Annotated in this window: 16 protein-coding genes and 1 tRNA gene; 5 read left to right on the forward strand and 12 right to left on the reverse strand. The window is 71.4% G+C overall.

Translation table 11 applies throughout. The features are described 5' to 3' along the window. Positions 1 to 10: 10 nt before the first annotated feature. On the forward strand, positions 11 to 502 hold the full coding sequence (locus ITJ50_RS07990; protein WP_017886738.1) for a DUF4307 domain-containing protein: 492 nt from the start codon (positions 11 to 13) through the stop codon (positions 500 to 502). Between the two features lie 71 nt (positions 503 to 573). Continuing rightward, positions 574 to 1,062 (forward strand): transcription elongation factor GreA, encoded by a 489-nt coding sequence (greA, locus tag ITJ50_RS07995; RefSeq protein WP_017886739.1) that lies wholly within the window; start codon positions 574 to 576, stop codon positions 1,060 to 1,062. A gap of 148 nt (positions 1,063 to 1,210) precedes the next feature. On the opposite strand, the gene ilvA is transcribed toward greA, so the two are convergent. Together ilvA and ITJ50_RS08005 are read right to left on the reverse strand one after the other, a co-directional pair. Continuing rightward, a complete protein-coding gene (gene ilvA, locus ITJ50_RS08000; RefSeq protein ID WP_017886740.1) occupies positions 1,211 to 2,470 on the reverse strand; it encodes a threonine ammonia-lyase in 1,260 nt (419 codons plus the stop codon). Between the two features lie 48 nt (positions 2,471 to 2,518). Then, positions 2,519 to 3,778: an AI-2E family transporter gene (locus ITJ50_RS08005; protein WP_042537710.1), complete on the reverse strand. Its 1,260-nt coding sequence runs from the start codon at positions 3,776 to 3,778 to the stop codon at positions 2,519 to 2,521. Between the two features lie 92 nt (positions 3,779 to 3,870). Between ITJ50_RS08005 and ITJ50_RS08010 the strand changes: the two genes are divergently transcribed. Next, a complete protein-coding gene (locus tag ITJ50_RS08010) occupies positions 3,871 to 5,166 on the forward strand; it encodes a winged helix-turn-helix domain-containing protein (protein ID WP_194590261.1) in 1,296 nt (431 codons plus the stop codon). 4 nt (positions 5,167 to 5,170) lie between these two features. Here the strand turns inward: ITJ50_RS08010 and ITJ50_RS08015 are convergent, their stop codons facing one another. Next, complete coding sequence (locus ITJ50_RS08015; RefSeq protein WP_194590262.1) at positions 5,171 to 6,073, reverse strand: M48 family metalloprotease; 903 nt, start codon at positions 6,071 to 6,073, stop codon at positions 5,171 to 5,173. A gap of 19 nt (positions 6,074 to 6,092) precedes the next feature. Further along, positions 6,093 to 6,674, reverse strand: coding sequence for a LemA family protein (locus ITJ50_RS08020; RefSeq protein ID WP_017886744.1), 582 nt, complete (start codon positions 6,672 to 6,674; stop codon positions 6,093 to 6,095). A 218-nt stretch (positions 6,675 to 6,892) separates the two neighbouring features. On the opposite strand from ITJ50_RS08020, the gene ITJ50_RS08025 reads away from it, so the two are divergent. Beyond that, the gene (locus ITJ50_RS08025) at positions 6,893 to 9,301 is read left to right on the forward strand and encodes an Ig-like domain-containing protein (RefSeq protein ID WP_194590263.1); all 2,409 of its coding nucleotides are present in this window, start codon (positions 6,893 to 6,895) and stop codon (positions 9,299 to 9,301) included. 115 nt (positions 9,302 to 9,416) lie between these two features. Here ITJ50_RS08025 and ITJ50_RS08030 read toward each other — a convergent pair whose 3' ends face one another. The 8 genes from ITJ50_RS08030 to ITJ50_RS08065 all read right to left on the reverse strand — a co-directional run bounded on the left by ITJ50_RS08030 (position 9,417) and on the right by ITJ50_RS08065 (position 17,822). Next, entirely contained in the window at positions 9,417 to 10,757 is a 1,341-nt protein-coding gene (locus ITJ50_RS08030) for a threonine/serine exporter family protein (protein ID WP_017886745.1), read from the reverse strand. Positions 10,758 to 10,874: 117 nt separating this feature from the next. Further along, positions 10,875 to 10,948, reverse strand: a tRNA-Leu gene (locus tag ITJ50_RS08035). A gap of 72 nt (positions 10,949 to 11,020) precedes the next feature. Then, positions 11,021 to 12,496, reverse strand: coding sequence for an NAD(P)/FAD-dependent oxidoreductase (locus tag ITJ50_RS08040; protein WP_194590264.1), 1,476 nt, complete (start codon positions 12,494 to 12,496; stop codon positions 11,021 to 11,023). A 40-nt stretch (positions 12,497 to 12,536) separates the two neighbouring features. Then, positions 12,537 to 13,085, reverse strand: a complete 549-nt coding sequence (locus tag ITJ50_RS08045) for a DUF501 domain-containing protein (RefSeq protein ID WP_017886747.1) — start codon at positions 13,083 to 13,085, stop codon at positions 12,537 to 12,539. A 68-nt stretch (positions 13,086 to 13,153) separates the two neighbouring features. Then, complete coding sequence (locus tag ITJ50_RS08050; RefSeq protein WP_194590265.1) at positions 13,154 to 13,687, reverse strand: FtsB family cell division protein; 534 nt, start codon at positions 13,685 to 13,687, stop codon at positions 13,154 to 13,156. 502 nt (positions 13,688 to 14,189) lie between these two features. Then, entirely contained in the window at positions 14,190 to 15,473 is a 1,284-nt protein-coding gene (eno, locus tag ITJ50_RS08055; RefSeq protein WP_027464494.1) for a phosphopyruvate hydratase, read from the reverse strand. 123 nt (positions 15,474 to 15,596) lie between these two features. Beyond that, a complete protein-coding gene (gene hisS / locus ITJ50_RS08060) occupies positions 15,597 to 16,841 on the reverse strand; it encodes a histidine--tRNA ligase (RefSeq protein ID WP_159557499.1) in 1,245 nt (414 codons plus the stop codon). Positions 16,842 to 17,126: 285 nt separating this feature from the next. Beyond that, positions 17,127 to 17,822 (reverse strand): MazG family protein, encoded by a 696-nt coding sequence (locus tag ITJ50_RS08065; RefSeq protein WP_159557497.1) that lies wholly within the window; start codon positions 17,820 to 17,822, stop codon positions 17,127 to 17,129. A gap of 90 nt (positions 17,823 to 17,912) precedes the next feature. On the opposite strand from ITJ50_RS08065, the gene nhaA reads away from it, so the two are divergent. After that, positions 17,913 to 19,091, forward strand: a complete 1,179-nt coding sequence (gene nhaA / locus ITJ50_RS08070) for a Na+/H+ antiporter NhaA (RefSeq protein WP_194590266.1) — start codon at positions 17,913 to 17,915, stop codon at positions 19,089 to 19,091. Positions 19,092 to 19,131 lie beyond the last annotated feature (40 nt).

A 19,131-nucleotide genomic window follows, 5' to 3' on the forward strand; every position in this document is an offset into this window, starting at 1 on the left:
CTCACTGCGGGTGAGCGGCGTCGGACGCGGGCAGCGCACAGCATCGCGTGAACTACCCTGGGATCAGGATATCCACCCCGGGAGCCCCGAACTGTCCGAACAGCACCAGACCGCCACGCTCGACGAGCGCTACGGCCGCACCCCGGCCCGCAAGCGCCGCAGCCGCCTCTTCGCGATCGTCGCGGCCATCGCGGTCGTCGTGGTCTTCGGGGCGTGGGTGATCTGGGCGGGGCTCGACCAGTCCGATCGTGGCCTCGACCAGGACGTCATCGGGTACGAGGTCCTGTCCGAGCACAGCACCGTCGTCCACTCGCAGGTGTCCGTCGATCCGGGCGTCGAGGCGAAGTGCGCCGTCCAGGTGCTCGACAAGAGCTACTCGATCGTGGGCTGGAAGGAGATCACCGTGCCGGCGTCCGAACAGCGCAGTCGGAGCATCTCCACGCAGGTCACCACGACGACGCGGGGCGTGACCGGGTTGATCCACGACTGCTGGATTCCCTAGACTGTCCTGATTCGCCTCTCGAGACCGACCACTCGGCCGGTCTCGTTTTTTCATGGTCGAAGGGACAGAACATGAGCAACGACACGCAGGTCACCTGGCTGACCCAGGAGGCGCACGACCGTCTCAAGGCGGAGCTCGACGAGCTGAGCGGCGAGGGCCGTGCCGAGATCGCGCGCCGCATCGAGGCCGCTCGCGAAGAGGGCGACCTCAAGGAGAACGGCGGCTACCACGCCGCCAAGGACGAGCAGGGCAAGATCGAGGCCCGCATCCGCGTCCTCACCGAGCTCCTCAAGCACGCCACCGTCAGCGAAGCCGAGTTCGACGGCACCGTCGAGCCGGGCACCGTCGTCACGGCGGTCATCGCCGGCGACGAGTCCACCTTCCTGGTCGGCAGCCGCGAGATCGTGGCCGAGGGCTCGGACCTGACGGTCTACAGCCCGGTCAGCCCCGTCGGCGCGGCCATCGTCGGCCTCAAGGCCGGCGACAAGGCCACCTACACGGCGCCGAACGGCAAGGAGATCGCCGTCGAGGTCGTCAAGATCGAGCGCTACGAGCCGTAGACCCGGCCCACTGCAGACAGGAGGCCCGTGGCGAGACCGCCATGGGCCTCCTGTCTCTCCGCTGGTCGCGCCCAGGGCGCGGGGCGGACGCGGAACGACATGAACGCTGTCGCACGACAGCGTTCATGTCGCGTCAGCCCGTCGCGGACTAGTGCTCCAGGAGCTCGGGGCGGAACCCGACCTCGTGCAGACGCTGGATGACCTCTTGCGCGTGCTCGGGGCCGCGGGCCTCGATCGACAGGTCGAGCGCGACCTCGTTGATGACCAGGCCCTGCCCGTGGCGGGTGTGCAGCACCTCGACCACGTTCGCGCCGGCGTCCGAGATGACCTGGGCGACGCGGGACAGCTGGCCCGGGCGGTCCGGCAGCATGATGCGGATCCCGATGTACCGGGACGCTGCAACGAGACCGCGGGTGATCACGCGCTCCATCATCAGCGGGTCGATGTTGCCGCCGCTCAGCAGCACCACGGTGCGGCCGGTGTCGCGGACGGCGCCGGACATGATCGCGGCGACGCCGACGGCCCCCGCGGCCTCGACCACGAGCTTGGCGCGCTCGAGCAGGACGAGCAGGGCGCGGGCGGTGTCGTCGTCCGAGACGGTGACGATGTCGTCGACCAGGTCGCGGATGATCGGGAAGTTCAGGTCGCCGGGCCGCGCCACCGCGATCCCGTCGGAGATGGTCGGCTTCGTGGTGATCGTGACGGGTTCACCGGCGCGGATCGACGACGGGTAGGCAGCGGCGTTCTCGGCCTGCACGCCGATCACCCGGATCGGCCGACCGAGCCGTTCGGCCATGCCCTTGACCGCGAGTGCGATGCCGGAGATGACACCGCCGCCACCGATCGGCACCACCACGGTGTCGACGTCCGGCACCTGGTCGATGATCTCGAGGCCGAGCGTGCCCTGCCCCGCGATGACGGCCGGGTGGTCGAACGGCGGGATGAACACGGCACCGGTGTGGGCGGCGAAGTCCTTCGCGGCGCTCAACGCCTCTTCCACGGAGTGGCCCCGCAGCACGACGTCGGCGCCGTAGTGGCGGGTGGCCTGCAGCTTCGGCAGGGCGACCCCGACCGGCGTGAAGATCGTCGCGGGGATCCCGAGCTCGCGCGCAGCGAGCGCGACGCCCTGCGCGTGGTTGCCGGCACTGGCGGCGACGACGCCCTTGGCGCGCTGTTCGGCGGACAGGGTGGAGAGCCGGTTGTAGGCACCGCGCACCTTGTACGCACCGGTGCGCTGCAGGTTCTCGCACTTCAGGTGCACCGGGGACCCGAGCAGTTCGGCGAGGAACTGCGACGTCTCCATCGGGGTGACTCGCGCGACGCCCTTGATGGTCTCGCGCGCCGCCTCGATGTCCGCGAGGGTCGGGATCGCGGTGAGCGTGTGCGGGGATGCGCTGGTGTCGGTCACTCCCCCATCATCGTCGTTCCGAGCCGCGGCGGCGAACTCGTGTGACGCTCAGTTGGTGCTGGCGGTGCCTTCTTCGGCCGAGGGACCAGCGTCGACACCCGGGGCCGGGACGTCGTCGCCGACCTTGTGCCGGCGCCGCCGGAGCAACTGGATCTGGCCGTGCTGCCCGCGCTTCGGCGTCGCTTCGAGCACGTGGTCGGAGTCGAGCCGGCGCCAGCGGCCGCTCGCGATGGTGGTGACCATGGCGTTCAGCGTCGCGATCAGCGGCACGGCGAAGAAGGCTCCGGCGATGCCGGCGAGACCCGACGCCGCGGTGACGCCGAGGACGACCGCGAGCGGGTGGACCTTGACCGCGTTGCCCATGACGAGGGGCTGCAGGATGTGCCCCTCGATCTGCTGCACGAGGAGCACGACGCCGAGGACCAGGACGGCGGCGAGGGGGCCGTTGAAGATCAGTGCGACGAACACCGCCAAGAAGCCCGTGACGATGGCGCCGACGACCGGGATGAAGGCGCCGAGGAAGACGAAGGCCGCGATCGGGATCACGAGCGGCATGCCACCGAAGAAGAGCCCGACGATGAAGGACCCAAGGCCGATGCCGACCGCGTCGACGAAGGCGACGAAGATCTGCACCCGGATGAAGCTCGTCAGGGTGATCCAGCCGGCGACACCGGCGCCGTCGACCGCTGCACGCGCCTTCTTCGGGAACAGCCGGACGGACCAGCGCCAGACGTTCTTGCCGTCGATCAGCAGGAAGATCGTGGTGAACAGGGTGATGAAGAGCGCTGCGAACGCATGGGTCGCGCCCGACCCGGCACTGGCGACACCGGACAGGATCGACGCGGAGTTGTCCTGCAGCCACTTCGTGCCGTCGTCCAGCCAGCCGTTGACGTCGGTCTGGCTGATGCCGAACCCGGAGTTCAGGACGAAGTCCTTGATGTTGGCGTACTGGTCGATCGTCCGGTCACGCAGGGACGGGTACGACGCGATCACCTGGTCGACGACGAGCCAGACCAGGGCACCCAGGGCCGCGACGCCGCCGAGCAGGCTCATGACGACCGCGAGCCACTTCGGCACGTGGTGGCGCTGCAGCCAGTTCGAGATCGGCACCAGGAGCGCCGAGACGACGATCCCGACCAGGAAGGGGATGAGGATCTCGCTGAAGACCGTGACCAGCCAGATGAAGACGGCGATCACACCCACGACGACGAGCGCTCGCCACGACCACGCACCGGCGATGCGGACGCCGATCGGGACCGATTCCTCGACCACGGGGTCGGGATGAGTCTGCTTGCTTCCCCATGCCATGGCCTGATTGTACCGACGTGCTTCCGGTCAGGTGCCAGATGCGGCATACGTGCATGGATCCTCGTGTCGGCGGCCTTCGGTAGCGTCGCCGCATGCCCAGGTCGACGCTCTCCGCCGCCGAGGCCCGTCGGGTCGCACTCGCCGCACAGGGGTTCGGACGACCACCCGCCGACCCGGTGTCGACACGTGCGGTGAACGCCGCGTTCGGGCGGCTCGGCCTGCTGCAGATCGACTCCGTCAACGTGTTCGAACGCAGCCACTACCTGCCGCTCTTCGCCCGGCTCGGCACCTACGACCGCTCGACGCTCGACCGGCTGACGCTCGGGCGGTCCGGCCCGTACACCGAGTACTGGGCGCACGAGGCCGCGTTCATCCCCCGCGACGACCTGCGGCTGTTCCGGTGGCGGATGGACGCCCTGCGGGAGCGCGACGCCGGACCGACCAGGATCGACGGGGTCACCCGGACCGCTGCCGTCCGCCGCGAGCTGCACGCCCTGCTGCGGGGCGAGGGGCCGATGCCCGCCAGCGCGGTGGAGCACGAGTCGAACGTGCGACGTGGCCCCTGGTGGGGGTGGAGCGACGTGAAGCTCGGGCTCGAGCAGATGTTCCGGTGGGGCGAGACGGTCAGCGCCGGACGCGCCGGGTTCGAGCGCGTCTACGCCCTGCCCGAGCAGGTGCTGCCCGACGGCTTCCTCGAGACCGCTCCGGCACGCGCCGACGCCGTGCTCGAACTCGTGCGTCGGGCATCGCGCGCGCTCGGTGTCGGCACCCGAGCGGACATCGCGGACTACTACCGACTGCGCTCCGACGACACCGCCGCCGCGATCGCCGCACTCGCCGCCGCCGGGGAACTCGTCCCGGTGCGGGTCGAGGGCTGGGGCGAGCGGGCCTGGCTCCACGCCGATGCGCGGGTACCCCGGCAGCTGACGGCGGACGCGGTGCTGAGCCCCTTCGACCCGGTCGTCTGGTTCCGACGGCGGGCCGAGCGGATGTACGGCTTCCACTACCGGATCGAGATCTACACGCCGGCGCCGAAGCGGGTGTTCGGCTACTACGTGCTCCCGGTGCTGCAGGACGACCGGCTCGTCGGTCGGATCGACCTGAAGAGCGACCGGCAGCGGGGCGTGCTCCGGGTCCGGACCGCGTGGCAGGAACCCGGCGAGCACCTGGACCCCGAGCGACTCGCCGAGACCCTGCGGCGGACCGCGAGCTGGCAGGGCCTGGGGGCGATCGAGGTGACCGATCGTGGCACCGCAGCACCTGCCGTTGCCGGAGCGCTCGGTCTCCCCCTGGTGCCGCACGTGTCCGCGGACGACACGGATGCGGCCCAGCCGGTCGCGCGTGCCGAGCAGGACGCGGCAGTCGACGACGCTGGTGACGCTCGCTGACCCGTCAGAACCGCTCGGCGTTCGCGCGCAGACGAGCGATGCGGTCGGGCAGCGGCGGGTGCGTCGAGAACAGCCGGTCCATCACCCCGGGGCGCATCGGGTCGGCGATCCACAGGTGCGCCATCGAGGAGTTCTGCGTCTGCACCGGACGGCCGTACGCCCCGAGCTTCTCGAGCGCCCGCGCCAGGCCCTCGGGGTACCGCGTGGTCATCACGCCCGTCGCGTCCGCCAGGTACTCGCGCTGCCGGGACACCGCGGCTTGCACGCCCGCCGCGGCGATCGGGGCCACGACGACGGCGGCGATGCCGGCGATCAACAGGACCGGGTTGGCGCTGCCGCCGTTGTCCGAGTTGCGGTTCCGCCCGCCGGACAGACCGCTGAAGACCGAGATGCGGAGCAGGATGTCGGCGATGAATCCGACGGCCACGACGAGACCGAAGACCATCGTGGACACCCGGATGTCGTAGTTGCGGACGTGCCCGAGCTCGTGCGCCATCACGCCCTGCAGCTCCTGTTCGTCCATGAGCTCGAGCAGCCCGGTCGTCGCCGCGACGACCGCGTGCTCGGGGTCCCGCCCGGTGGCGAAGGCGTTCGGGGCGGGGTCGGGGATGACGAACACCCGGGGCATCGGCATGCCGGTCGAGATGGCCAGGTTCTCGACGGTGCGCCAGAGTCGCGGCTCGGCGGCCCGGTCGATCTCGATCCCACCCGCGATGGCGGTGGCCTGTCGTGCCGCCAGGAAGTACTGCAGCACGGCGTAGCCCAGTGCGACCACCAGGACGATGAACCCGATCGAGACGTTCCCGGCGAGGTACCCGCCGAGGAACCCGAGCGCACCGATGATCAGCAGGAACACCAGGACGATGACGACGGTGTTCCGCTTGTTCCGCGCGATGGCGCTGTACACGTCGGCTCCGACGCTGGGGTCAGAACTGGACGCGCGGCGGCTCGGCGATGGCCGCCGGCTCGTTCGTCTCGAAGAACGTGGCCTCGGTGAAGCCGCGGTTCTTCGCGAACGTGGAGTTCGGGAACACCCGGATCTTCGTGTTCAGCTCGCGCACGCCACCGTTGTAGAACCGTCGAGCGGCCTGGATCTTGTCCTCGGTGTCGACGAGCTCGGACTGCAGCTGCAGGAAGTTCTGGCTCGACTGCAACTGCGGGTACCCCTCGGCCACCGCGAAGACGCTCTTCAGTGCCTTCTGCATGTGTCCCTCGGCAGCGGAGGCCGTGTCGGCGTCACCGGCCGACAGGGTCTCGGCGCGGGCCTTCGTCACGTCGTCGAAGACCGCCTTCTCGTGCGTGGCGTACCCCTTGACGGTGTCGACGATCGTGGGGATGAGGTCGGCGCGGCGCTTCAGCTGCACCGAGATGTCGCTCCAGGCTTCGTCGACCCGCACCTTGAGCGTGACGAGGGCGTTGTACGTCACCCAGAGGTAGATCCCGATGATCACCAGGATGACCACCACCACTCCGACGACGATGAGCGTCGTGACGAGTCCGGTGTCCATGCGGGCGTACTCCTTTGCGCGTCGGGATCCGCGGTGCTGCGATGGCCTGAACGGCCGTCGTGAAGTCTATCGATGCAGTCTGCATGCTCCGTTCGCTGAGCAGTGTTCACGGCCGATTCCCGAGTCACGCACACCGCGCATTCGGACTGCTGCCCGATCCGCAACCTCATCCGCGAGGTGTATTGACCAGAGGCGCTCGATCCCGTGGGATGGGTCCGGTGAACACGCGCGGGGACAACGTGGACGAAGGGGCCGTCGGGGGCGACGGCCCTCGTCGTCGACCCCGCTTCGCCCTGCTCGCAGCGGCGACGACGGTCCTCGTCGCGGCCCTCCTCGGTGCCGCGGCAGCACCGGCCGTCGCGGTCGCCGTGACTGCGGAGCCCCAGGCCGCCGCGGCTGCGGAACCCCGAGCCGCAGCGGCTCCCACCGACGCGTCCCCGCCCACGGCCGAGCCGACGGCGAGTCCCGATCCGAGCGAGATCGCGCCGCCGAGCACGGGCCGACCGGGCGCTCCGTTGCCGACCCCCACGCGTCCGGCCGTGCGGCCCACGATCGCGGATCCCGGTGACGTCACGACGGGCACCACCCGCTTCCACGGCACCGGCACGCCGGGGCACAGCGTCCGGGTGTCCGGTCCGACCGCGACCGGTTCGTCCGGGTGCACGGCTCGGGTGGGGTCCGACGGATCCTGGGCATGCCTCGGCACCGTCCGGTCCGGCCCGCAGCAGGTCTTCACGGTGCGTGACCTCGTCGCCACCGGACTCCCCGTCGCGAACGCTCCGGCCTCGGACGTCATCGTCCCGCCGACCCTGCAGGCTGCCGGCCCCACCGGCGGCACCGTGTCCGGCACCGGGTTCCCCGGATCGACGGTGACGCTGTCGGTGTCCGGGTCCACGACCGAGCAGACCGCCCCGGTCGGCCCGGACGGTCGGTGGGTCGCAGCACTCGGCACCCGAGCGGACGGCCGGTTCACCGTGACCGCCTCGCAGACGGCCAGTACCGCGCGCGGCTACCGGTCCGACCTGCGGAGCGCGGCCTCGGCGCCCGTGACGGTCACGGTCGACCGCACCGCACCGGCTGCCCCGCGCATCACGACGCCGGACGACGGCCAGCGGATCGGCACCCGGTCGACGACGGTGACCGGCACCGGCGAGCCCGGCGCTCGCGTGACGGTGTACGTCGATCGTGCTCCGGTGTGCGGCGTGTTGGTGGGGACGGACGCCTCGTGGTCGTGCTCCACCGCGGGATCGACCCTGCGCGCCGGCGAGCACCGGCTCACCGCGACGCAGCACGACGCTGCGGGCAACTACTCCCGGTCCTCGGCCGCCGTGCGGGTCACGGCGGGATCCGCGACGACGGCGCCGACCGGCACACCGACCCCGGGCGCGACGGACACCCCGGGGACCCCCGGAGGGCCGACGCCGGGCTCCGACGCGACGGCGGGCACCCCCGGCACGGCGGGCACCGGCGTCGACGGCACGCCCGGCGCTGGCACGCCCGGCACCGGCACCGGAACGGACAGCGGCGACCACGGCAACGGTGGCAACGGCCCCACGGCCGGCGGTGGCTCAGGCAGCGGCAGTGGCTCCGGCACCGGTAGCCCGGCCGGCGTCGGCAGCGCCGGAGGACACACCGACTGGTCCGGCCCCGCCGGCGACTGGACCGCGGCGACCTCCTACGACGGCACCGTCCCGACCATCCAGGCCGCGTTCTCGTGGCGGACCGTCCTGGTCGCCACCGCCGTCGCAGCCGGGTTCCTCCTGTTGATCGCCGCGCCGCTGGCGCTGGTGGCCGCCGTCGCCCGCGGCCGTCTCCGGTCGCCGTTCGCCGGGCTCCTCGGCCGCAACCGCTCCCGGTCCGACCGTGCCCGGGGCGACGACGTCCTGCCGACCTGGGCATCCATCACCATCGCGGTGTCCGTCGCGGCTCTCTGCACCCTGCTCGGCGTCGGTGTCGAGCTCGAGGCCCGGTACGCCCGTCTGGCGATCGCGGTCCTCGCCGGTACCGCGGTCCTGACCGCCGCGGTCGTGTTCGCCACACGGTGGGCAGCGGGCACCGACCACCGGACCATCGGCTTCCGGGTGTCGCCGTGGCTGGTGCTCGCGGCGCTCGTGGCCTGCGGCATCACGCGCGTGGCAGACCTCTCCCCCGCCCTCATCGTCGGCGTCGTCCTCGTCCCGTCGGGCAGGCCCGGTCTGGGCACCGGCCCGCTCCGCCTCGGTACCGGGATCGCCGGGAGCGCCCGGGGAGCGACCTGGCGGGTGCTGGCCCTGCTCGGTCTCGCGGCGGTCGGCTGGGTGCTGCACAGCCTGCTCGCCGGCGGGGGCTTCTGGGTGTCGCTCGGGTCGGAGTTCGCCATCACGCTGTGCGTCGGCGGCCTGGGTGCCGTGGTCGCGACCCTGCTGCCCGTCACCGGGTCCGCCGGCAGCGCGCTGCTCGCCGCTTCGCGCGGTCGGTACGTCGCGCTCGCGGTGGTCGCCGTGGCGCTGACCACGGCCGTCTACTCGGGGACCACCGGGACGCACGCTGCCCCGGTACTGCTCGTCGGGATCGCCGCAGCGTGCGTGGCGGCCGCGATCGCGGCCCTGGTCTGGCTGCGCACCGAGCGGCGCGCGGCGCGCGTCTGAAACGAGCCGGGCCTCCCGACCGGGTCCACTGGTCGCGTCACGACGGTGCTCGGACGGCGCTCGGACGGCGACGGCCTGGAGGCCCGTGGTGACGCCGCCCCGCGCCTGCCGTCCGTCAGCCGGTCGCGTCCACCGCGCGCCGGGGCGCGTTGCGGGCGAAGAGGCCGGGCAGGAGCCCGCCGATCTTCGTCCCGATGCACAGGCTGACGAAGGTCGCGAGCGGAGTGGCGAGCGCCTCGGGGTCGAAGGTGGCCACCGCCACCAGACCGACCGTCCCCGGCACGAGCAGCAGGAACGCCGGGAAGAACGACACCGTCGCCGGGATCGCCGGCACCAGCCGCTCGAGCAACCGTGTCGCGACGAAGAGCAGCGCCGCTGCGGCGCCGGTCGCGACGACACTGCCCCAGAGCGGCGTCGTCCCGCTCACCACGGCGTAGGCGGTGACCATGACCGCCACCGACACGAGCGTCAGGCGCCACCCGGACCGGAACACCAGGCCGAGTCCGACCGCGAGCACCACGACCGCCACCCACGAGACCCAGTAGACCGGCACGGCCTCCCAGCCGGCCAGGTCCGTGCCGACGCCCGCGACCTCGCCCACGAGCGCTGCCGACGACGGGTCCACGTGCAGCCCGGTCAGGGCACTGCCCGACGCGATGCCGGCGGCCATGAAGCCGAGCATGATGAGGCCCTGCACCAGTCGCGACGACCCGGTGACGATGTCCGCGGCGGTGAGTTCGAGCAGGGCATTGGTGATGAGGGCGCCGGGGACGAACACCGCCACCGGAGCGCACACGGCGAAGAGCGGGACCTGCTCGAACCCGGCACCCGCGGCGACGAGGCCGACGATGGCCGTCGACACGAACGCGGCCAGGAACGGGATGATCGCAACGGCCTCGCGGAAGCGCCGGAGGACCAGGCCGATCACCCCGACCAGCCCACCGACGACGAGCGCCAGGACGATCGCCCACCACGGGCAGCGGAACACGACGGCCAGGCCGGCCGAGGTCAGGGCGTTGCCGAGGATCCACGGCAGGGCGGGCGGCGGGACGGTGCCGGCGCGGATGGCCCGGACGCGGGCGGGGATCTCGGCGAGGGCGATGGAGCCGCTCTCGAGCCCGAGCACCACGCGGTTCGCACGAGCCGCCTGGCGGGAGGACAGTTCGATGCCCTCGGCGTTGACGATGGTGGCGGCGCCGGTGGAGACCTCGCTCACCATCACCAGGGCGGGCAGGACGCCGATCGCGAGCGTCGGTCCGACCCCGGCGGCGTCCCGGGCCTTCTCGAGCGCCGACCGGACGTCGGTGACGGAGCTGCCGGCGTCCAGGAGCAGCGCACCGAGGGTGCCGAGGAGCATGCCGACCGGGACGCTCTCGCCGTCGACGACCTCGACGTGGGCCTCCGGTCGGCGGAGGGCGTTCTGCAGGTTGGCGAGTGCGCTTCCGAGTCCGACCACGATCGTCGATGCTACTGGTCGTGCGGGTTCCGCGGGGTGCGCGGTAATTGGTACCCCCGGTGGGACTCGAACCCACAACTCAGCGATTGTAAGTCGTGTGTCGGTTCTCGAAGTCGGTACCCCCGGTGGGACTCGAACCCACAACTCAGCGATTTTAAGTCGCGTGCCTCTACCGATTGGGCCACGGGGGCGGGCCGCAACAGCCTACCGATGCACGAAGGCGGTCACCCCGCACGGGGTGACCGCCTTCGTGGCGAGCGGTGCTACTTGGCGTCGGCCGGGGCCGTCACCGGCTCGGGGGCGTTCGAGACGTCCTTCGCGGGCTCGCCGTAGACGGGGCCGGCGGCACCGGCGACCTTGCCCTCTTCCGGAGCGGGGGCTGCGGCGGGCCCAGCCGGGGCCTCGGCAGCGGGCTTCGGACGGGACGCGAACGCCTCGAACGCGGCACGCGGGGTCTCGCGGTCGTCGAGCGACACGATGTCGCGGCCCAGGAAGAAGCCACCGACCCAGTCGCCGATGACGCGCCACTTGCGCTCCCACGACGGCATGGCCAGGCCGTGGTAGCCGCGGTGTGCGCCCCAGGCCAGGAAGCCCTTCATGGCGAACTTGCCGGACTGGAACACACCGGTTCCCAGGCCGAGGCCCGCGACGGCACCGAGGTTCTCGTGCTTGTAGTCGGTCGTCGCCTCGCCACGGATGGTCGCGACGACGTTCTTCGCGAGCTGCTTGGCCTGGCGCACGGCGTGCTGGGCGTTCGGCACGCAGAACCCGCCGACACCGCCACCGGTCAGGTCCGGCACGGCTGCGACATCGCCGCAGGCCCATGCGTCGGCGATCACGCCGTTGTCGTCGACCACGCGCAGGTCGGGCTGCACGCGGATGCGGCCACGCTGCTCGAGCGGGAAGTCGGTGCCCTTGACCATCGGGTTCGCCATGACGCCGGCGGTCCAGATGATGAGGTCGGACGGGATCGTCTCGATCGCGCCGTCGCTCGTCTTGAGCTCGCAGACGCCGCCGACGGCCGAGGCCAGCTGGGTCTCGAGGTGCACGGTCGCGCCGCGCTCGGCGAGGTTCTTGAGCACCCAGTGCGAGGTCTCCAGCGAGACCTCGGGCATGATGCGGCCCATCGCCTCGACCAGGTGGAAGTGCGTGTCGTCGAAGGACAGCTGCGGGTGGCTCTTCAGCAGGTCGGTGACGAAGGAGCGGAGCTCGGCGAACACCTCGATGCCGGCGAAGCCACCACCGACGACGACGACGGTGAGCAGGCGGTCGCGCTCGGGACCGGCCGGCAGGTTCGCCGCCTTGTGGAAGTTGCTGAGGATGCGGTCACGGATGGACGCGGCTTCCTCGATGGTCTTCAGGCCGATGGCCTCGTCCGCGACGCCCGGGATCGGGAACGTGCGGGACACCGCGCCGGCGGTCATGACGATCTGGTCGTAGGACTCCTCCCACGCCTCGCCCTCGGTCGGGGTGATCGTCGCCGTCTTGGTGGCGTGGTCGACCTTGGTGACCTTCGCCGTGACGACGCGCGTCTTCTTGAGGTGGCGGCGGTGCGCGACGACCGCGTGACGCGGCTCGATCGAACCGGCGGCGACCTCGGGCAGGAACGGCTGGTACGTCATGTACGGCAGCGGGTCCACCATGACGACCTCGGCTTCGCCCTGGCGAAGGTGCTTCTCGAGCTTCCATGCGGTGTAGAAACCGGCGTAACCGCCGCCGACGACGAGGATCTTGGGCACGGGGGATGATCTCCTTGGATGGGGGTGTGCGGGAGTCGGGTCAGACTTCGCCGCCACCCGCCCCGACTCCAGCGTCTGCACCGTCATCATACGCCCGGCACACACACCGGGAGGGCGACCAGTCCGCGCGCTCCAGCGCGAGGTCGCCGATGGGGTTGACGCCGGGTCCGGCGGCGAGGGCGTGTCCGACGAGGGCGTGCAGGCACTTCACGCGGGTGGGCATGCCACCGGCGCTGATGCCGTCGATCTCGTCGACGTGTTCGATCGACTCGCGGTCGGCCAGGTAGGCCTGGTGGGCCGCGCGGTACTGCGCGGCGACTTCGGGGTCCTCGAGCAGGGCTGCCAGCTCGGGCATGACCTGGTTGGCCTCGAGGGTGCTGACCGCAGCGGTGGCCGCGGGGTGGCACAGGTAGTAGAACGTCGGGAACGGGGTGCCGTTCGACAGCCGGGGCTTCGTGGAGACGACGGTGGGGTTGCCACAGACGCAGCGTGCCGCGATCCCGATGACGTCACGTGCCGGTCGGCCGAGCTGCGCCGACACGACCTGGACGTCGCGTTCGGAGGGCGGGTCGAAGGGAGGGGTCGTCACGGGAACGTGAGCCTACCGGAGAAGCGGAACCCCGCGCACCGTCGGCCCGGACGGCTCCGCGCCTCGGACTACTTGCTGTCGCCCGTACCGGAGACGTCGGGGGCGACGAGGTCGGCAGCACGCTCGTCCGTCAGTCCGGACTGCAGCACCGACGAGAGCATCGCCTGCACCCAGTCGACCTTGGGGGTCTGCACCTTCGCGCTCACGGGGGTGCCGGAGTCGGTGGTCGGGGTCTTCGCGGCCCGCTTGTCCTCGGTGCCCATCACGAGGTAGCTCTCCTCGCCCGGGTACACGTAGAGCAGCCGGTCGCGGGCCTGCGCCTCGATGTACGCCGGGTCGTCCCAGCGCGCGACGTCCTGCTTCTTCTGCGTGACGTCGGCCTTCTGGTTGGCGACCTCCTGCTGCTGCTGGGCGATCTGCTCCTGCTGCTGGATGAGCGTCCGGAGCGACGGCGCGAGCACCACCACGAACAGCACGATGATCGCGAGCATGAGCAGGCTGAACCCGGAGAAGTGGATCGAGCGGTACCAGGGGTGCGCGGGCGTGCTGCCGTCGGGCATCGCCACGGGGACGCGGCGGACGCGGGGCTTCTGGCTGGGCACGGTCCGACGATAACCCGGGCTGGTCGGTCGGGCAGCCCGGCACGCGGCCGTTCGGCGCCCTCTCAGCGTCTCGCGTCCCACGGTGCTGCCCACCAGAAGACGCCGTCGTCTCGTCGAGACGCCTCCGGATCCGGCGGCGTCTCACGGACTTCGGGGCGTCAGGCTGACACGACGGCGTGACGCCGGCGGCGGGCGGGTCCGGGTCCGATCGAGGCAGCCGGGAGGCACGGCTCCGGCCCGTCCGTCCGCCCCGCACTCGGAGTGGTCACCACACACCGCCCGACGCACGTCCGGTGGTCACGTCCTGTCGTCCGGGCCCGGGCCAGCCGACGACTCGTGACCACTCGACGCAGCGCGCGCGGCGCGTGCTGACCGCTCGGCACGTGCTGACCGCACGGCGCATGCTGACCGCTCGGCAGTCCGGGGCCGCACACACGACGAGACGCCGTCCTCGTGGAGGAGGACGGCGTCTCGGTGGTGCGGGTGCTGCTGGCCCGGCTGGTTACAGCGACGCGGCGCGCGGGAAGGCCGAGCGGCCGGCGTACACCGCGGCGTCGCCGAGCTCTTCCTCGATGCGGAGCAGCTGGTTGTACTTCGCGACGCGGTCCGAGCGGGCCGGGGCGCCGGTCTTGATCTGACCACCGTCGACCGCGACCGCGATGTCCGCGATCGTGGTGTCCTCGGTCTCGCCGGAGCGGTGCGACAGGATCGAGGTCAGGCCGTGACGGTGCGCGAGCGAGACCGCGTCGAGGGTCTCGGTGAGCGTGCCGATCTGGTTGACCTTGACGAGGATCGAGTTCGCGGCCTTCTCGTCGATGCCCCGCTGCAGACGCTTCGGGTTCGTGACGAACAGGTCGTCGCCGACGATCTGGACCTTGTCGCCGAGCTCGGCGGTCAGGTGCGACCAGCCTTCCCAGTCGTCCTCGGCCAGCGGGTCCTCGATGGTGACGAGGGGGTAGTTCGCGACGAGCTCGGCGAAGTAGGAGGTGAACTCCTGGCTCGAGAGCTGCTTGCCCTCGAACTGGTACTTGCCGTCCGAGAAGAACTCGGTGGACGCGACGTCGAGGCCGACGGCGATGTCCTTGCCGGGCGTGTAGCCGGCCTTCTCGATCGCGGTGAGCAGGAAGTCGAGCGCGGCGCGGTTCGACGCGAGCTCCGGCGCGAAGCCACCCTCGTCGCCGAGGCCGGTGGCCAGGCCCTGCTTCTTCAGCTCGCCCTTGAGGGCGTGGTAGGTCTCGACGCCCCAGCGGAGTGCCTCGGAGAAGGACTCGGCGCCGTACGGCACCAGGAAGAACTCCTGGATGTCGACGTTGGTGTCCGCGTGGGCACCGCCGTTGACGACGTTCATCAGCGGGACGGGCAGCGTGTGCGCGTTCGGGCCGCCGAGGTAGCGGAACAGCGGCAGGTCGACCGAGTCGGCTGCGGCACGGGCGACGGCGAGCGAGGCACCGAGGATCGCGTTCGCGCCGAGGCGGGACTTGTTCTCGGTGCCGTCGAGCTCGATGAGCGCGGCGTCGACGAGGCGCTGGTCGGTGGCGTCGAAGCCCTCGAGCGCCGGGCCGATCTCGTCGAGGACGGCGTCGACGGCCTTGAGCACGCCCTTGCCGCCGTAGCGCGAGGCGTCGCCGTCGCGCAGCTCGTACGCCTCGAACGCGCCGGTGGATGCACCGGACGGGACGAGCGCGCGGGACACGACGCCGTCGTCGAGGAGGACCTCGACCTCGACCGTCGGGTTGCCTCGGGAATCGAGGACTTCGCGTGCGCCTACGGCATCGATCAGGGCCACGGGGTACTCCCTACACATTGGTTGTGGTGATTGCGGTGTCGATCCTAGCGAGCGGAGGTGAACACGACGTCGGCCGTGACGCCGACCTGTGGACGAGTCCGTGCTGGAACGGGGACAGGGTGCTCAGTCGAGCGGGCGGAACGCGACGCCCTCGAGCGACGCGGTGTCGGCCGAGACGGTCGCGAACGCCGTGAAGCCCTGCGCGGCGAGGCCGGCGAGCAGGTTCTTCGTGTTCTTCGTGCGGCGCTCGAGCCGGACGCGCCGGTGGGACGCCAGCGCCTCGGTCTTCAGCGCGGCGAGCCGGACCGGGTCGACGTCCTTGTCGTACACGAGCACGACGGCGTCGGCCTCGGCGGACTCCGGCAGGGTCACCAGGTCGACGAGCCGTTCGAAGCCGAGCGAGAACCCGACGGCGGGGACGTCCTGCCCGAGGAACCGGCCGATCATGCCGTCGTACCGGCCACCGCCACCGAGGCTGTAGCCGAAGTCGGGGTGCGCGACCTCGAAGATCGTGCCCGTGTAGTAGCCCATGCCGCGCACGAGCGTCGGGTCGAACCGCAGGTCCACCCCGGGCAGCGCCTCGCGCAGGCGGAGCAGGTCGGCGAAGGCCTCGGCGTCCAGCCACGGCGCGCCCTCGACCGACGTCCAGTCCGCGGCCTCGAGCGCGCGGATGGTGTCCTCGAGCCCGGGCAGGTCGGCGCCCACGGTGCTGCGGAGCTCTGCCGCGACGCCGTCCGCGCCGATCTTGTCGAGCTTGTCGATCGTGATGAGCGCGCGGTCGGCAGCAGCGGGCTCGGTGATCCCCCACGACGCGAGGAGTGCCAGGAGGATCCGGCGGTCGTTGATCCGGATCGTCGTGCCACTGACACCGAGGGCGTCGAGGGCCGCCGTCGTCGCGCGGATGAGCTCGATCTCGGCGAGCTGCCCGGGCTCCCCCAGGATGTCGATGTCGCACTGCACGAACTGGCGGTAGCGGCCCTTCTGCGGGCGCTCAGCGCGCCAGACCGGGGCGATCTGCACGGAACGGAAGACCGACGGCAGCTCCGCACGGTGCGAGGCGTAGAAGCGTGCGAGGGGAACGGTCAGGTCGAACCGCAGACCGAGGTCGGCGAGGTCCAGCGGGGCCACGGCGCCCTGCAGGTCCTCGGTGGTCAGCCCGCGCTTCATCACCGCGAACGCCAGCTTCTCGTTGTCGCCACCCAGCCCGGAGTGCAGCCGCGCAGCGTCCTCCACCACCGGGGTCTCGATCTCGTCGAAACCGTGCCGCGAGTAGACGTCCCGCACGACACCGAGCACGTGCTCGCGCCGGGCCTTGTCCGCCGGGAGGAAGTCACGCATGCCACGGGGTGCCGTCACGGTCGTTGCCATGCGGCCAATTCTGGCAGACGGCCGTCCCCGGCTTGCGCGCCTTCCGATCCACTGGCATACTGCATGCAGAACCTCGGTCCGGATCGTGCCTGATCCACGTTCCGGATCGTTCGCGGGGCGACGTGCTGCAGTGCGTCCCGCGGTTCGAGCGGGATTCCCTGTCGGCCCCTCTCCCTGGTGGAGCCGACGCCCGCTCACGGGCGCCCTCTCTTTTTCGGGTTGGGAGGGCGCCCGTTCTCTCCCGCCCGAATCCTCCGAGCCCGGAGCGACCTCGCGCACCGGGGATCACTCTGCAGCGCGACCGGCCTCCTCGAGCTCCGTCACCGCGGCCCGCAGACTCGCTACCGGGTCCACCCCGCGCCCCGCTGCAGCCGCGATCTCCCCGAGCACCGCTCGCCCCCACACGGGGTCGGCCGTGCCCACCCCGTCGTCCGCCGCCAGCGCGGCGGACGCACCACGGGCCTCCAGGCCGACGCCGGAACCGGCCCCGACGACGGAGGCGACGACCGCGTCGGCGTCCCCACGCTCCTGCAGCCGTTCCAACAGCTTCACCGCACGCTCCAGCGGCGGCATCGCCCGCGGCACCCCGTCGAACGCACTCCGCCGGCTCGCCTTCTCGGACGCCTTCGCCGCACGCCAGACCCGCACGACGTCCTCGACGGTGTCCGCCGTCTCGTCACCGAACACGTGCGGGTGCCGCCTGGTCATCTTGTCCCGCACCCCGGCGGCGACGTCCTCGAGCGTGAAGTCCCCCGCCCGGGCGGCGATCCCCGCGTGCAGGACCACCTGGTAGAGCAGGTCGCCGAGTTCCTCGCGGACGTCGGCCGGGTCGCCGTCGTCGATGGCGTCGACGAGTTCGTACGACTCCTCGACGGCGTACCGGGCGAGTGAGGCGTGGGTCTGCGCCCGGTTCCAGACGCACCCGCCGTCCTCGGCGAGCAGGCGGTCGACGACGGTCACGAGGTCCGGTACGGCGGTCATCCGGCCATGGTCCCACTCCCGTAGACTGGCGGTGGTGTGTCGGGAAGTCTGGTCGACGGACACTCACCCGACCCCTCGAGACGGAGATCCATGTCGTCCCTCGTCCGCTCCCCCCGCTTCAGCGCCATCGCGCTCCTCACCGCCGCCGTCCTCGGCCTGCTGGTGGCGAACTCCCCGGTCGGCCCCGGCCTCGAACGGCTGCTCGACGCGCACCTGCCGCTCGGCGCCCTCGGCCTCGACCTGTCGATCGCGCACTGGATCAGCGACGGCCTGCTCGCGGTCTTCTTCCTGCTCGTCGCGATCGAGCTGAAGCAGGAACTCGTCGACGGTGAGCTGTCGAACCCCAAGACCGCGATCATCCCCGCCATCGCCGCGGTCGGCGGCGTGCTCGTCCCGGCCGGCATCTTCCTGCTCGTCACCGCGGGCACGCAGTACACGCACGGGTGGCCGATCCCGACGGCGACGGACATCGCGTTCGCGCTCGGGGTGCTCGCCATGTTCGGTCGCGGGCTGCCGAGCGGCATCCGGGTGTTCCTGCTCGCGCTGGCCGTCCTCGACGACCTCATCGCGATCATCATCATCGCCGTGGTGTTCGCCCACGACACCGACTTCCTGGCCCTCGCCGGTGCCGTCGTCACGCTCGCGGCGTTCTGGCTGCTCGGCCGGATGCTCCGTCCGGGGCGCTCCGGACAGACGCTGATCATCGTGGCGATGGTCGTCGTCGGGCTCCTGACCTGGTGGCTCGTCTACCACTCCGGTGTGCACGCCACCATCGCCGGCGTCGCCCTCGGGCTCGTGCTGCCCCGCCGCCCGGGCCACACCCTGCACGAGAACGTCGAGCCGTGGTCGAACGCCATCGTGCTGCCGGTGTTCGCGTTCGCGTCGGCCGCCGTCATCATCCCCGCGGTCGGCATCAGCGAGCTCTCCCCCACGTTCTGGGCGGTCGTCCTCGCGCTACCGGTCGGCAAGGTCATCGGCATCACCCTGTTCGGCACGATCGCCACGCGGATCTTCCGCTCCCCCGGCCGCTCGTCGCTGTCGTTCTTCTCCATCATCACCGTCGGCGTGCTCGGCGGCATCGGGTTCACGGTGTCGCTGCTCATGAACGAGCTGGCGTTCGCCCGCAACGAGGAGATCCTCGACGAGGGCGTCCTCGCCGTGCTCGTCGGATCGGGCATCGCCATCGTCGCGTCGGCGGTCGTCGTCACCCTGCGTGCGCGGGCGTACCGCGCGCGCCGCGAACTGTCCGAGGCCGAGGACACCGAGTAGCGGCTTCGCACCCGTTCCGCGACACGGCACGCGTCGTTCG

This window comes from Curtobacterium sp. VKM Ac-2889 (genome assembly GCF_015350855.1).
Taxonomy (GTDB): Bacteria; Actinomycetota; Actinomycetes; order Actinomycetales; family Microbacteriaceae; genus Curtobacterium; species Curtobacterium poinsettiae.